Annotated in this window: 14 protein-coding genes; 5 read left to right on the top strand and 9 right to left on the bottom strand. The window is 69.7% G+C overall.

All coding sequences use genetic code 11. The annotated features are described in order from the left end of the window. Window positions 1-81: 81 nt before the first annotated feature. Window positions 82-573, bottom strand: a complete 492-nt coding sequence (locus MCBMB27_RS24745; RefSeq protein WP_075381495.1) for a nucleoside deaminase — start codon at window positions 571-573, stop codon at window positions 82-84. 143 nt (window positions 574-716) lie between these two features. Between MCBMB27_RS24745 and MCBMB27_RS24740 the strand changes: the two genes are divergently transcribed. The 4 genes from MCBMB27_RS24740 to rsmD all read left to right on the top strand — a co-directional run bounded on the left by MCBMB27_RS24740 (window position 717) and on the right by rsmD (window position 3,611). After that, a complete protein-coding gene (locus MCBMB27_RS24740; RefSeq protein WP_043754943.1) occupies window positions 717-908 on the top strand; it encodes a CsbD family protein in 192 nt (63 codons plus the stop codon). A gap of 77 nt (window positions 909-985) precedes the next feature. After that, on the top strand, window positions 986-1,162 hold the full coding sequence (locus MCBMB27_RS24735; protein WP_043348682.1) for a DUF1328 domain-containing protein: 177 nt from the start codon (window positions 986-988) through the stop codon (window positions 1,160-1,162). 119 nt (window positions 1,163-1,281) lie between these two features. Next, window positions 1,282-3,057, top strand: coding sequence for a pseudouridine synthase (locus tag MCBMB27_RS24730; RefSeq protein WP_075381494.1), 1,776 nt, complete (start codon window positions 1,282-1,284; stop codon window positions 3,055-3,057). Next, window positions 3,054-3,611, top strand: coding sequence for a 16S rRNA (guanine(966)-N(2))-methyltransferase RsmD (gene rsmD, locus MCBMB27_RS24725; protein ID WP_075381493.1), 558 nt, complete (start codon window positions 3,054-3,056; stop codon window positions 3,609-3,611). The genes MCBMB27_RS24730 and rsmD overlap by 4 nt, the downstream gene beginning before the upstream one ends. Before the next feature lie 6 nt (window positions 3,612-3,617). Here the strand turns inward: rsmD and MCBMB27_RS24720 are convergent, their stop codons facing one another. The 4 genes from MCBMB27_RS24720 to MCBMB27_RS24705 all read right to left on the bottom strand — a co-directional run bounded on the left by MCBMB27_RS24720 (window position 3,618) and on the right by MCBMB27_RS24705 (window position 6,365). After that, window positions 3,618-3,992 (bottom strand): cupin domain-containing protein, encoded by a 375-nt coding sequence (locus tag MCBMB27_RS24720; protein WP_075381492.1) that lies wholly within the window; start codon window positions 3,990-3,992, stop codon window positions 3,618-3,620. 58 nt (window positions 3,993-4,050) lie between these two features. Then, on the bottom strand, window positions 4,051-4,491 hold the full coding sequence (locus tag MCBMB27_RS24715; RefSeq protein WP_043754937.1) for a helix-turn-helix domain-containing protein: 441 nt from the start codon (window positions 4,489-4,491) through the stop codon (window positions 4,051-4,053). A gap of 399 nt (window positions 4,492-4,890) precedes the next feature. After that, window positions 4,891-5,829 carry an alpha/beta fold hydrolase gene (locus MCBMB27_RS24710; RefSeq protein WP_053609434.1) on the bottom strand — a complete coding sequence of 313 codons (939 nt, stop codon included), beginning with the start codon at window positions 5,827-5,829 and terminating at the stop codon, window positions 4,891-4,893. Next, window positions 5,826-6,365, bottom strand: a complete 540-nt coding sequence (locus MCBMB27_RS24705) for a phasin family protein (RefSeq protein WP_043380536.1) — start codon at window positions 6,363-6,365, stop codon at window positions 5,826-5,828. The genes MCBMB27_RS24710 and MCBMB27_RS24705 overlap by 4 nt, the downstream gene beginning before the upstream one ends. A gap of 225 nt (window positions 6,366-6,590) precedes the next feature. Here MCBMB27_RS24705 and MCBMB27_RS24700 point away from each other — a divergent pair, with 225 nt between their 5' ends. Beyond that, complete coding sequence (locus tag MCBMB27_RS24700) at window positions 6,591-8,243, top strand: AMP-binding protein (RefSeq protein ID WP_053609457.1); 1,653 nt, start codon at window positions 6,591-6,593, stop codon at window positions 8,241-8,243. A gap of 48 nt (window positions 8,244-8,291) precedes the next feature. On the opposite strand, the gene MCBMB27_RS24695 is transcribed toward MCBMB27_RS24700, so the two are convergent. The 4 genes from MCBMB27_RS24695 to MCBMB27_RS24675 form a co-directional block, all read right to left on the bottom strand. Next, entirely contained in the window at window positions 8,292-9,059 is a 768-nt protein-coding gene (locus tag MCBMB27_RS24695) for an SDR family NAD(P)-dependent oxidoreductase (RefSeq protein WP_043380387.1), read from the bottom strand. Between the two features lie 215 nt (window positions 9,060-9,274). Then, window positions 9,275-11,221 carry a DNA mismatch repair endonuclease MutL gene (gene mutL / locus MCBMB27_RS24685; protein WP_053609437.1) on the bottom strand — a complete coding sequence of 649 codons (1,947 nt, stop codon included), beginning with the start codon at window positions 11,219-11,221 and terminating at the stop codon, window positions 9,275-9,277. 63 nt (window positions 11,222-11,284) lie between these two features. After that, window positions 11,285-11,638 (bottom strand): hypothetical protein, encoded by a 354-nt coding sequence (locus tag MCBMB27_RS24680; RefSeq protein ID WP_053609438.1) that lies wholly within the window; start codon window positions 11,636-11,638, stop codon window positions 11,285-11,287. A gap of 186 nt (window positions 11,639-11,824) precedes the next feature. Next, entirely contained in the window at window positions 11,825-12,811 is a 987-nt protein-coding gene (locus MCBMB27_RS24675) for a branched-chain amino acid ABC transporter permease (RefSeq protein ID WP_043380392.1), read from the bottom strand. Between the last annotated feature and the right edge of the window lie 9 nt (window positions 12,812-12,820).

The following is a 12,820-nucleotide window of genomic DNA, read 5'->3' as shown; positions in this document are numbered from 1 at the left end:
GCGGTCGTTAGGGCCGGCGTCATCGTCTCGTCTCCGCCGCGCCGTCCGAGGCCGTCGAGACCAGCGCGGCTGATCCGCCGTTCAACCGCGGCGCTGGGCGAAGAAATCCCGGAGCAGGGCCGCGGCTTCACGCTCGCGGAAGCCGCCATAGACTTCCGGCGCGTGATGGCAGGTGGGCTGATCGAAGACGCGCGGGCCGTGCTCGACCCCCCCGCCCTTCGGGTCCGACGCGCCGTAATAGAGCCGCCGTATCCGCGCGATGGATATGGCCCCCGCACACATCGGGCACGGTTCCAGCGTGACATAGAGATCGCAGCCGGTGAGGCGTTCCTCACCGAGGACCGCACAGGCTGCCCGGATCGCCAGGATTTCCGCGTGCGCGGTCGGGTCGTTGAGCCGCCGCGGTTGATTGTGCGCGACCGCGAGGACGATCCCGTCCCGGACCACCGCGGCGCCGACGGGGACTTCCCCGGCCTCGGCGGCGGCGCGGGCGGCGGCGAAAGCGTGATCCAGTGCGGTCAGCGCTCCGGACGATGGGCGGTCCGGACGATGGATCGGATCGGAAGCTACCATGCACTCAAGCCCGGGCCTGCACGGAGGCGCGGCGGCGTCCCGGCCTGATCCCCGTCAATGTTAAGGGCTGGAACATTCGACCGACCGTGACCGTTTCTTGAACCATTGCGGCACCGCCGCAGGTCGAACAAGAGGACAACGCCATGAGCAGCACCACCGACAAGATCAAGGGCGTCGCCAACGAGGCTCTTGGGAAGGCCAAGCAGGGCATCGGCGACGTGACCAACAACGACAAGCTCAAGGCTGAGGGCGCGGCTCAGGAACTCAAGGGCAAGGCGCAGGGTACGGTTGGCGACGCGAAGAGCGCGGTGAAGTCGGCCACCGACAAGCTCTGAACGTCAAGCACAACCGGAACGGAACCCGCCTCGCGCGGGTTCCAGTCTTGAACTGAACCGGACTAAGCGAGGATGCCATGATCGGCTGGGCTGTCACATTTCTCGTCGTCGCTCTCGTGGCGGCGCTCCTCGGCTTCGGCGGCATCGCCGGAACGGCCATGGAAGCTGCCAAGATCGTCTTCTTCGTGGCGATCGCCCTGTTCCTGATCTCCGCCGTGTTCGGCGTGATGCGCGGTCGCTCACCCCGGATCTGACGGCACACACGCGCATCGATCTTCGAGGCGGTCCCGATGGGCCGCCTTCGTCGTTTCAGCCTCGGCTCAACCGCACGTGCCGTCTCGCCTGTAGAGTGTGGCTCTGATAAGCGGCAGGCATGACCGATCTGCCGAACGACGATAAGCCCGAGGCGGGCGCTGCCCGCCCGGCCCCCGAGTCAAACCAGGGCCAGGGCTGGACCCCGCCGACCGATGCGGGCAGTGCCGCGGACGCCCCTGACGCTCCGAGGAAGCCGACAGCCAAGGCGAAGGCGGGTGCCAAGACTGCGCAGCCGCTGCCGCCGACCCCGACCGAGGACGAAGGCGCTATCGAGACGCCGCCCGGCGAGCGTATCGCCAAGGCTATGGCACGGGCCGGCATCGCCTCACGGCGGGATGCTGAAGCGATGATTCTCGCCGGTCGCGTCAGCGTCAACGGCGAGACGCTGACCTCCCCCGCCCGCAACGTCACCGAGAACGACCGCATCCTGATCGACGGCGAACCGATGCCGTCGCGCGAGCGGAGCCGCCTGTGGATCTTCCACAAGCCTCGGGGGGTGGTGACCACGGCCCGCGATCCCGAGGGTCGCCAGACCGTCTTCGAGGCGCTGCCCGAAGAACTGCCGCGGGTCGTCGCGGTGGGACGCCTCGACATCAACACCGAGGGTCTCCTGCTCCTGACCAACGACGGCGGCTTGGCCAAGGTGATCGCGCATCCCGACACGGGCTGGCTGCGCCGGTACCGGGTCCGTGCGCACGGCGACACCGATCAGGCGCAGCTCGACAGGCTGGCCAAGGGCGTGACCATCGATGGCATGGAATACGGCCCGGTGGAGGCCACCCTCGACCGCGTCCAGGGCGACAACGTCTGGCTGACGCTCGGCCTTCGCGAAGGCAAGAACCGCGAGGTCAAGCGTATCCTTGAGCATCTCGGCCTCTCGGTGAACCGGCTGATCCGGCTGTCCTTCGGCCCGTTCCAGCTGGGCGATCTGGAGGTCGGGCTGGTGGAAGAGGTGCGCACGCGCGTGCTGAAGGACCAGCTCGGCAAGAGCCTCGCCGAACAGGCGGGCGTGGATTTCGACAGCCCGGTCCGGGAACCGATCGCGCCCTTCGGCGAATCGCGACAGTCCGACCGGGAAGCTCGGGCTGCACAACAAGCTCCATCCCGGCGCAATGCTGCGCGTCCGGCACCGACGCCTCGGGTCTCGACGGGCGGTACCGGACCCGGACCCCGCAACTCCGCGTGGCGCGACGAGGACGCGACGAAGCCGCGGGGGACGCGCATCCCCCGCCGCGGTGCGGACCCTCGTGCGGCGCAGGCCGCCGCGGCCGAGCGGGGTCGCGAACGTGTCGGCTCGATCCGCACCGGCGAGCGCCGCGTCGTCGTCGAGCGCCTGACGGCGACGCCTGCGGAGCCAGCGCCCGTCGAGAAGCCGCGGCGCCGCTTTGCCGACAAGGCCGGACAGGAACGGCCGGAGCGCAATGCCGGCCCACGCGGCGAACGCGGCACCGGCGAGTGGAAGCGCCGGGAGACAGGGCGAGACGACCGGCCGCGCGGGGATGCGCGCTTCGAGGATCGCCGCGACGGCAAGGCTGGCGATCGGCGCGAACGCGCATTCGACGCCAAGCCGGCCGACGGAGCGGCCCGAAAGGCCGGTTCGTTCCCGCCCCGGAAACCCGCCGCCGGTGGCGGCAAACCGGCCTTCGGAGGCCCGAAGCCGGGAGGCGCACGTCCCGGTGGATCCCGTCCCGGTGGATCCCGTCCCGGCGGCAAGCCGGGCGGCTTCTCTGGCGGCGCGCCCGGCAAGGGCGGCGGGCGACCGGGTGGTCGTCCCGGTGCCCCGCGCGGCGGAGCCAAGCCCGGCGGTGGCCGACCGCCACGCGGGACGCGATGAGGATCGTCGGTGGCGCTTGGCGGGGCCGCAGGCTCGCCACGCCGCGCACCGAAGCGATCCGGCCGACTTCGGATCGACTCCGGGAATCGCTGTTCAACGTGCTGACCCATGCCTACGAGCAGGCTGTCGAGGGCGCTCAGGTTCTCGACCTGTTTGCCGGGACGGGCGCTCTCGGATTCGAGGCCCTGTCGCGGGGTGCCGCCTACGCGTTGCTCGTCGATGAGGGCGCCGAAGCCCGCGCGGTGATCCGCACCAATATCGAGGCGCTCGGGGCCGAAGGCGTGACGCGCCTGTTCCGTCGGGATGCGACCCGGCTGGGACCTGCCGCCTCGGCGGGCCCATTCTCGCTCGTCTTCTGCGATCCACCCTACGGCAAAGATCTGGCGCCGCGCGCCCTCGAGAGCGCTGCCGCGGGCGGATGGCTCGCCCCTGGGGCTCTTGTCGTGGTCGAGGAGGCCGCAGCCGTCCAGCTGGTCTGGCCCGCAGGCTTCGAATCGGTGGAACGACGCGTCTACGGCGACACGGCGGTGGCGATCGCTCGATTTGGCGCCTGAGCCCCTCTAGGGAGCTTCGACCATTTCCTCTGCGGAAACCGTCAGCTCAGCGCCGAAATGGATAGCCAGCCAGACGGTGGGAGACGCGGTCCAGTGGACCCGGTGCCGACGGTGCGGAGCGATCATCACGGCATCGCCAGCGACGAGGCGACGCGGGGCCGACTCGTCGGCGAACAGGAGGTCGGCCGCGCCCGTCAGGACGGCGACCCACTCGGCGTGCGGCTGATCGTAGTAGAAGCCCGGCGGACTCGCTTGCCCGGTCGAGACGATGCGCTCCACCCGGAGACCCGGGCTGGCCACCAAGACCGACACGACCTCATCGGCTGCGCCGAGCGGCAGATCGGCCAGCAGATTGGTCACGGTCGTCGGTCGTTCGGCCATGATTCATCCCCGGCAGATCTCACGCGGCGCTGGGCTGGAGCGCCGCGCCGGCCCGATCTCACGCGTTGCGCGTTGCGGTGGGAGACTGAGGCGCCGCTTCGTCCGCCGATCGCAGCTGGCCGATCCGCGCGGCGGATTTCACCAGCGAGAGCACGTCGCGGCGCATCTGATCGTCGGCGATCTGATTGTAGGCCCGCAGGATCTCGACGGCGCCGGCCACCCGAAGCAGCGCCGGGCCATTCTCCGTCGAAGCCTCGGGCTCGGGCTCGAAGAAGCTTGAGACCGGAACGCCGAGTCGCTCGGCGATTGCCTGCAGACGGCCGGCTCCGACCCGGTTCTTGCCGGTCTCGTACTTCTGGACCTGCTGGAAGCTGACACCCAATGCACTGGCCAGGGCCGACTGGCTCAATCCGTTAGCGGCCCGAAGGAACGCGATGCGGCTGCCGACCCCGTGATCAATGGCTGTCGTCTGCTTCGGCTTGGGGGTTGGGTTCGCCATCGTTGGTAGTCCGGATGTTCTTAAATGTTGGCAGGCTTGCTCGCCCGGATCCGGGGCGCCAATCACAACTCACAGGTGCAACATTGCGCCGCGAAGATCCAGACGTGACATCTGTTAGTGCCACAGGTCAGCCGCGCGTGCAACGAATGGTTACGCTTTCAAAATCTTGAGCCCGGAAGACTCCCGGGCGGGCCTCTCAGTGACCACGACATGAACAACTAAACGATCATCCGCGATCATACAAAAGTGATCGAAATCGACTAGAGCCCCGCATTCGAAAACTGCAGCGCGCTATTGGGTTGCCTGCTCCACGTTCGCCCGGGAATGCCGATCCACGGAGACACGGCGCGACACACAGAGGTTCGACCCGGGAATCGCAGCCGTTCGGCGGCGATGCGGTCACGCCGCAGGACCGAGCCAGTCGGTGACGATTCGCAACTGCTCGTCGTCCAGCAATGCAGGCGCGTGGCCGCACTGGGGGATCTCGACGCGCCGTGTCGGAGGTCCCCTGCGGGTCATCTCGTCGGCGGTCGAAGCGAGGAGCAAGTCCGAATGCTCTCCGCGCAGGAGCAGGACGGGACAGGTTATGACGTCCCAGTCGCGCCACATGCTGACACTGTAAACCCGGCCGGGTCGGAACGCGTCGCCGATCCCGGGATCGTAATGGGGCCGCCAGCCGCCGTTCGGCACTTGGTGAAAGCTGTACTTGGCGATGTGGCGCCATTGCTCGTCGGTGAGCGGTCCGAATGCGCCCAGCACCGTGCGCAGGCGCGACTCGCCCGAGGCCAGGTTATGGTGAAGCCGGGGCGCGTCGCGCAGGCGCGAGCCGATCTCGCGGATGGGCGCCCAGGGTAGAAACGGGCCGATATCGTTGATCACCATCCGGCGGATCGGAGAGCGTGCGGCGGCGGCCAGGACCATTCCGGTGAGGCCGCCGAGGGAGGTGCCGACCCAGTCGATCTTCCCTTGAACCCGAAGATGCGCGATGAGCGCCGCCATGTCGGCGGCGTATTGCGGCAGGCCGTAGAGTTCCGGATCCTTCAACCAGCCGCTGAGACCGCGCCCGGGCAGGTCGGGACAGACGACCCGGTAGCCCAGCTTCGCCAGCCGATAGCCGAGCGCGTCGAAGTCGCGACCCTGGCGGCTCAGGCCGTGCACGCAGATCACCACGTGCGGGCTGTCCGCTTCGCCCCATTCCACGTAAGCGATGCGATGGAAGTCGTGCGGCGCATAGGCTTGGAAATGGCCTGTCCGGAACGGCACATCGGCGCGACTCAGATCGTCGAGCCGCGGATTCGTCTCGGGTCCGGAAGCCGGCGCCGCGCCGGCGGCGGTCACGGAGTCTCCGTGCGCGCGGCGGCCTCGCGGGCGAGGCGGCTGGCCGTCTGATGGAGGTCGACCATCTGGTCGGTGAGCCGACGCGCCTGCTCCTGCAGGAACGCGATGTTCAGCGCCACGACCTCGCGGGCATCGGCTGCCGCGGCAAGGCGGTCCGCGAAATCGAGGCCCGCACGGACATTCGTGTCCGAGGCCACGAGCATCCGGTGGCTGATCTCCCGCATCGCCGCCATGGTATGGACGGCGTTGTCCTCAACGGCATTGTAGAGCCGCGCGCCGGCATCGTCCCATTGCTCGCGCAACGTGCGGGCACCGGCCGCATGACGATCGGCGAGATTGTGCGCGGTCTCGCGGCTCGAGCCCATGACCGCGCGCCAGCCCTCGAAACTCTGTGCCGCCGACGCCTCGAAGGCGTTCAGCGCCATCTCGCCGGCCTCGGCGAAGCGCTCATACGCCTCGCGCGCCCGGGCGACACTGCTCTCGGCCATGGCGCGGCCGGTCTCTTTGGAGACCACCGGCAGGTTGTCGTTCCCCACTGTCGTCTCCCGCAGATCGGACGATCGCATCCGGCCTCGGCCGCGCACGGCCAAGGATAGGGCATCCGACAGGGTTGTCTTCCCGTCAATCGCGCCCGGTAACAGAATCCGCGCGCGGCCCACGCTGTCACGGCAATCGCAATTGACAGGTGTGACGGCCGCGAAATCATCGTCGCACGGAGCGCACGCCACGCTCACCGCCCGATCAGAAGGCAGCAAGTGTCGATGATGGAGACCGGACCGATCCCCGCCGAGGCTCGCGAGGCCGGCCGCCACCCGTTCGAGGTCGGGCTCGGCCGCCGGCCAGCCAACTACGTCGCGCTGACCCCGGTGAGCCTGCTGGCGCGCGCCGCCGCCGCATGCGGGGCACGGATTGCGGTCATCGACGGGAGCCGCCGCTTCACCTATGCGGACCTGTACGGGCGCTGCCGCCGCCTCGCCGCGGGCCTCGCCGGTCGGGGCATCGGATCGCTCGACACCGTCGCGATCCTGGCACCGAACGTGTCCGAGATGATCGAGGCGCATTTCGCCGTCCCGATGCTCGGCGCGGTCCTCAATCCGCTGAACACCCGTCTGGACCCGGCGACGATCGCGTTCTCGCTCCGGCACGGCGGAGCCCGGGCGCTCATCGTCGAGGCCGAGTACGCCGCGCTGGCCGCGCGGGCGCTCGCCGATTTCGCCGAGCCCGTCCTGGTGGTGGCGATCGGCGAGACCGGCATCGACGGGGCTGTGCCCTACGATTCCCTGCTCGCCGAAGGCGATCCGGACTATGCCTGGGTCGGTCCAGAGGACGAATGGCAGTCGCTCTGCCTGCTCTACACGTCGGGAACGACCGGAGATCCGAAAGGCGCCGTCTACAGCCATCGCGGTGGCTATCTCCAGGCTCTCGGCAACGCCGTGACCTTCGGGCTGACCGACGCGAGCGTGTATCTCTGGACGCTGCCGATGTTCCATTGCAGCGGCTGGTCGTATCCCTGGGCCAGCGTTGCCGCTTGCGCCACGCAGGTCTGCCTCCGGAAGGTCGAGCCGGCGTCCATCTTCCGGCTGATCGCCGAGCACCGGGTGACGCATCTGTGCGGCGCACCGATCGTCCTGTCCATGATCGCCCACGCGCCGGCCCACGACCGCGTGCCGTTCCCGCAAACGGTGCGCTGCGCGGTCGGCGGCGCGGCGCCCTCCTCGACGATCATCCGCACCATGGAGGATCTGGGCTTCCAGGTGACGCATCTCTACGGGGCCACCGAGAGCTACGGGCCCGCGACGGTCTGCCTGGCACAGCCGGATTGGGCCGACCTTCCCGAAACCGAACGATACGCCCGCATGGCCCGTCAAGGCGTGCCGCTGGCGACCCTGGAGGCCGTAAGTGTCGCCGACCCGGCAACCGACGCGCCGGTGCCGCGCGACGGCGTATCGGTCGGCGAGATCCGGCTGCGTGGCAACACGGTGATGAAAGGCTATCTCGGCAACCCGGACGCGACGGAGCAGGCGCTCGCAGGCGGCTGGTACCGGACCGGCGACCTCGCGGTCTGGCACCCGGACGGGTCGGTGGAGATCAAGGACCGGGCGAAGGACATCATCATTTCGGGCGGCGAGAACATCTCCAGCCTGGAAGTGGAGGAGGTGCTGATGCGCCACCCCGCGGTGATGCTCGCGGCCGTCGTGGCCAAGCCGGACCCGACCTGGGGCGAGAGCCCCTGCGCCTTTCTGGAGCTGAAGCCCGGCGCGACGGAACCCGCCGACCAGGAGTTGATCGCCTTCTGTCGCGAGCGGATGGCGCGCTTCAAGGTGCCGAAAACCGTCGTGTTCGGGCCGTTGCCGAAGACGTCGACGGGCAAGATCCAGAAGTTCGTCCTGCGCGAGCAGGCGCGGGCTCTCTGAGCCACGCCCGTCCGGCGCGTCGGAACGGGTCACGTCACCATGCAGCCCCTAGAGGCCGGAGACGAGGTGGCCCCCGTCGACCGCCACGACACTGCCGGTCATGTAGGCGCCGGCATCCGAGGCGAGCAGCAGCAGCGGCCCATCGAGTTCCGCCGCCTCGCCCAACCGACGCTGCGGAACGCGCTTGATCAGCGCCTTGCCGGCGTCGGATTCGAAGAAGGCGTCGTTCAGCTCGGTCTTGATGTAGCCCGGAGCGAGCGCGTTCACCCGAATCCCGTGGCGCGCCCATTCGAGTGCCAGACTCTTGGTGAGCTGCACCACGGCGGCCTTGGAGGCGGCGTAGGGCGCCAGTCCACCGGTCACCCGCAGCCCGAGGATCGAGGCGATGTTGACGATGCTGCCGCCCGCGCCGTGTCGGACCATGCGACGCCCGGTTGCCTGAGCCACGAGCCAAACCCCCTTGAGGTTCGTGTCGAGCACGGCGTCCCAGTCGGCCTCGTCGAGATCGAGGGCCGGTTTCGTCGCCGTCACACCGGCATTGTTCACCAGGACCGCCACGGGTCCGAACCGCGATTCAGCGGCATCGAGCGCCCGCTCGACGCTCGCGGCGTCGGTGACGTCCATGACGACGGCATGGGCCTCTCCGCCTTCGGACGCGACGCGGGTGACGGTTTCGGCGAGGGCATCGGCCCGGCGGGCCCCCAGCGACAGGCGGGCCCCGGCGCGGGCGAGAGTTCCGGCGAAGTGACGGCCGAGGCCGCTTGAGGCGCCGGTGATGAGGACGTGACGGCCGGCGAGATCGAATGGGCCCGTCATCTCAGCGCACCGACGCGACGGCCGGAGCCGCGCTCCGCTTGCGTTCGGCGTCGCGGCACGGGCCGGTGATGAGGATATCGGTCATGGCTCTGCGCTTCCCCTGCATGCACCGGCGATCCGCGGCCGCCGGCTCCCCGGTCTTCGCGCCGAGGCATCGACCGTTCTTTTGGACCGCCCCTGCCCGGTAGGCCAGCCGGACCGGCGAAGCCGTCACCTCATCGGCGGCCAAACAGCCGCTCGATATCGGCGAGCTTCAGCTCGATCGAGGTGGGACGTCCATGGTTGCACTGCCCGGAATTGGGCGTGGCTTCCATCTCGCGCAGGAGGGCGTTCATCTCCTCCGGTCGCAGCCGCCGCCCGGCGCGGATCGAGCCGTGACAGCTCATGCGCGACAGGACCGCGTCGAGGCGCCGGCCGAGCGGGCCACCCTCCGCAGCCGGGACGCCGCCCTCCTCGTCGCCGCTGGCCTCCAGGGCGTCGAGGATGTCGGTGACGAGGTCGCGAGTCGAAGCGCCGAGCAGCGCGGCCGGCACCTCGCGCACGAGCACCGCCCCCGGCCCGAAGGCCTCGATGGCGAGACCCAGCCGCTCGAGGTCCGGCGCCGCGGCGACCAGCCGGTCCGCCTCCTCGGGGCTCATCTCGACCACGTCGGGGATCAGCAAGCCCTGGCGGGCGATGCCGCCCGTTTCCCGCTCGGCCTTCATCCGCTCGTAGACGAGCCGCTCGTGCGCGGCGTGCTGATCGACGATGACGAGGCCGTCGCGGGTCTGGGCGAGGATGTAGGTTTCGTGGATCTGTGCCCGGGCCGCGCCGAGGGGATGATCCAGCGTCTCCGTCGCATCGTCGGCGACGCGGATATCGGCCTGGGGCGGCGCCGACACCGGGGCCGGATCCGGGCCCGCGAACACGGCCTGCGCAGCTTCGCCGAAGCCCGCCGGCGCGGCCGGCACAGGCTGCGGCGCCCGCCACGCGGTCTGCGGACGGTAGCCTGACGGTGCCGCGACCGACGGCGTGCCCACCGGAAACAGGCCCGGTCGCGTCGGTCGGAACAGGCTCGAGGCGGCAGCGCCGCTATGGGTCGCGAGCGGCGGACCGGCGGGGCGCAGGGCGTCGAGAGTCCGCGCGGCGCCGGTGGTGGCCGAACGGGCGCCGCCGCGGCGCAGGGCGTCGTGGATCGCGCTCACGATCAGCGCCCGCACGAGGCCCGGCTCACGGAAGCGCACCTCGGTCTTCGCCGGGTGGACGTTGACGTCGACGCGGTCCGGGTCGCACGCGATGGAAAGGCCGAGCACCGGATGGCGGTCGGAGGCCAGGGTGTCGGCGTAGGCGCCGCGGATCGCGCCCAGCAGGAGCCGGTCGCGCACGGGGCGCCCGTTGACGGCAAGGTGGATATGGGTCGCCGCGCCGCGATGATAGGTCGGCAGGCCGACATGGCCGGTCACGGCAAAACCTTCCCGGGCCAGGGAGACCGGCAGCGCATTGGCGAAAAAGTCCGGCCCCAGAATAGCGGCGAGCCGACGCAGCTCCGCCTCGGGTCCGGTCTCCGCGGGTAGGACCAGGGGCTGCCCGGCATCGGCGCGAAGGGTGAAGCGGATCCCGGGCTGCGTCGCGGCGAGCCGGCGCAGCGTTTCGGCGACGGCGGTGTTCTCCGCCCGGTCCGATTTCAGGAACTTGAGCCGTGCCGGTGTCGCGGCGAACAACTCGGTCACTTCGATCCGGGTCCCACGCTGCGCCGGTGCCGGACGGACCTGACCCTTCAGCCCCGCCTCGACCGTCAGGCTGGCCCCGGCCTCGGCATCCGGGGTCCGGGTGACGATGGCGAGCCGCGACACCGCGCCGATCGACGGCAGCGCTTCGCCGCGGAACCCGAGGGTGGCGATCGCCGTGAGGTCGCCGCCTGGAAGCTTTGAGGTGGCGTGCCGCTCCACCGCGAGGTCAAGATCGTCCGGCGTCATGCCACGGCCGTCATCGACGACCCGGATCAGCCGCCGTCCCCCGGCCTCGATGGTGACCTCGATGGCACGGGCCCCGGCATCGATGGCATTCTCGACCAGCTCCTTCACGGCCGAGGCCGGGCGCTCAACCACCTCGCCGGCCGCGATGCGATCGACGAGCACGGGGTCGAGGCGACGGACGGACGGCGCGTTCAGGGCGGTGGACATCGCCACGGAGAATAGTCCCTGCGCCGCGGTGATCCAATCACGCTGCGCAGTGCGGACTGGGAATCACGCGCGGCGCAGTGATCCGCCCAGAGAAATCCGGCCGGCGCCGCTGCGCGTCCCCTGGCTTGTCGCCACCTGGGGCCGGCGCGACAGGTCGAACAATGCATTGCCGACGACGCCTGCCGTCCGCCGCAGGGTGGCACCGTCGCAGGTCGACGCAACGCGAACGCCGATCGCATGGGTGTGACTGCGGCCGTAGAGCCAGACCGCGAGCCGCGCCCGGGTCGCCTCCGGGATGCCCTCGAGGAGAAAGACCGCGCCCTCAGGATCGGCCTTGATCAGGCGACCGACGACGTCCGGTGCCACCGGGCACTCGAGGGCGGGATCGTCGATGCTGAGCGTCCGGTCCTGAGTCATAGCGCCCCCTGGCAGCGTCAAGCCGTCAGCGTGGGCGGTCTTGGTTAACGAATGCTCACCGCGCGACGTCGGAAACGCAGACCGCCTGCGAAGCCGCTCATCTTCGGCTCGCCGTGATGCAGCCCGACGCCATGCGCCCGCATCTTCGGAACGCTAGTCAGTCCGTCTCCGGTGACGGTGCGGGCGCTACAACGGCCGGCGGACAACCCGGGCGATCAGCCCGATGATGCCCTCCCGGAACAGCAGCACGCAGAGCACGAACACACAGCCCTGGATGATCGTCACCCAGGCCCCGAACTGCGCGAGGTAGGTCTCCATGGTGACGATCACCAAGGCCCCCACGATCGGTCCGAAGACCGTGCCCATGCCGCCCACGAGCGTCATCAGCACGACCTCGCCGGACATCGACCAGTGCACGTCGGTGAGCGAGGCGAGCTGGAAGACGATCGCCTTGGTGGAGCCCGCGAGTCCGGCAAGGGTCGCGGAGAGGACGAAGACCGCGAGCTTGTACTGGCTCGCCCTGTAGCCGAGGGAGATCGCCCTGGGTTCGTTGTCGCGGATCGCCTTCAGCACCTGCCCGAAGGGCGAGTGGATGATCCGGTAGATCAGCAGCATCCCCGCCATGAAGATTACGGCGACGACGGCGTACATCGCCCGGTCGTCCGCGAGGCTGATCGCGCCGAACAGGTTGCCGCGGGGCACCGCCTGGATGCCGTCCTCGCCGCCGGTGAACTTCGCCTGCAGGGAGAAGAAGAACACCATCTGGGCGAGCGCCAGGGTGATCATCGAGAAGTAGATGCCCTGCCGGCGGATCGCCAAGGCGCCGAAGATCAGACCCAGCAGGGCCGCCGTCACCGTGCCGCTGAGGATCGCCAGTTCCGGCGTGAAGCCGAGCTGCTTGGCCGTGTAGGCGCAGAGGTAGCTCGCCATGCCGAAATAGGCGGCATGACCGAAGGATAGCAGGCCGCCGTAGCCGAGCAGCAGGTTGAAGGCGAGCGCGAACAGCGCGAAGCACAGCACCTTCATCAGATAGACGGGGTACAGGACGAGCGGCGCTACGATCAGCAGCAGCGCGATGCCGATGAAGATCAGGCGATGGAGCGCCTTGTCGTCCCGGCTCGTCGGGAGCGCGGCGGCGATCGGGGCGGCCTCGAGGGCGGCGGTGTCGGCCATGGGTGTCGA

The sequence above is a fragment of the Methylobacterium phyllosphaerae genome (assembly GCF_001936175.1).
GTDB lineage: Bacteria > Pseudomonadota > Alphaproteobacteria > Rhizobiales > Beijerinckiaceae > Methylobacterium > Methylobacterium fujisawaense.
This window is presented reverse-complemented; position numbering and strand designations above follow the sequence as displayed.

Excerpts from the sequence above, each read along its gene's own strand:
- MCBMB27_RS24745 (WP_075381495.1), bottom strand. The coding sequence starts at position 573 with ATGGTAGCTTCCGATCCGATCCATCGTCCGGACCGCCCATCGTCCGGA.
- MCBMB27_RS24740 (WP_043754943.1), top strand. The coding sequence starts at position 717 with ATGAGCAGCACCACCGACAAGATCAAGGGCGTCGCCAACGAGGCTCTT.
- MCBMB27_RS24735 (WP_043348682.1), top strand. The coding sequence starts at position 986 with ATGATCGGCTGGGCTGTCACATTTCTCGTCGTCGCTCTCGTGGCGGCG.
- MCBMB27_RS24730 (WP_075381494.1), top strand. The coding sequence starts at position 1,282 with ATGACCGATCTGCCGAACGACGATAAGCCCGAGGCGGGCGCTGCCCGC.
- rsmD (WP_075381493.1), top strand. The coding sequence starts at position 3,054 with ATGAGGATCGTCGGTGGCGCTTGGCGGGGCCGCAGGCTCGCCACGCCG.
- MCBMB27_RS24720 (WP_075381492.1), bottom strand. The coding sequence starts at position 3,992 with ATGGCCGAACGACCGACGACCGTGACCAATCTGCTGGCCGATCTGCCG.
- MCBMB27_RS24715 (WP_043754937.1), bottom strand. The coding sequence starts at position 4,491 with ATGGCGAACCCAACCCCCAAGCCGAAGCAGACGACAGCCATTGATCAC.
- MCBMB27_RS24700 (WP_053609457.1), top strand. The coding sequence starts at position 6,591 with ATGATGGAGACCGGACCGATCCCCGCCGAGGCTCGCGAGGCCGGCCGC.
- MCBMB27_RS24695 (WP_043380387.1), bottom strand. The coding sequence starts at position 9,059 with ATGACGGGCCCATTCGATCTCGCCGGCCGTCACGTCCTCATCACCGGC.
- mutL (WP_053609437.1), bottom strand. The coding sequence starts at position 11,221 with ATGTCCACCGCCCTGAACGCGCCGTCCGTCCGTCGCCTCGACCCCGTG.
- MCBMB27_RS24680 (WP_053609438.1), bottom strand. The coding sequence starts at position 11,638 with ATGACTCAGGACCGGACGCTCAGCATCGACGATCCCGCCCTCGAGTGC.
- MCBMB27_RS24675 (WP_043380392.1), bottom strand. The coding sequence starts at position 12,811 with ATGGCCGACACCGCCGCCCTCGAGGCCGCCCCGATCGCCGCCGCGCTC.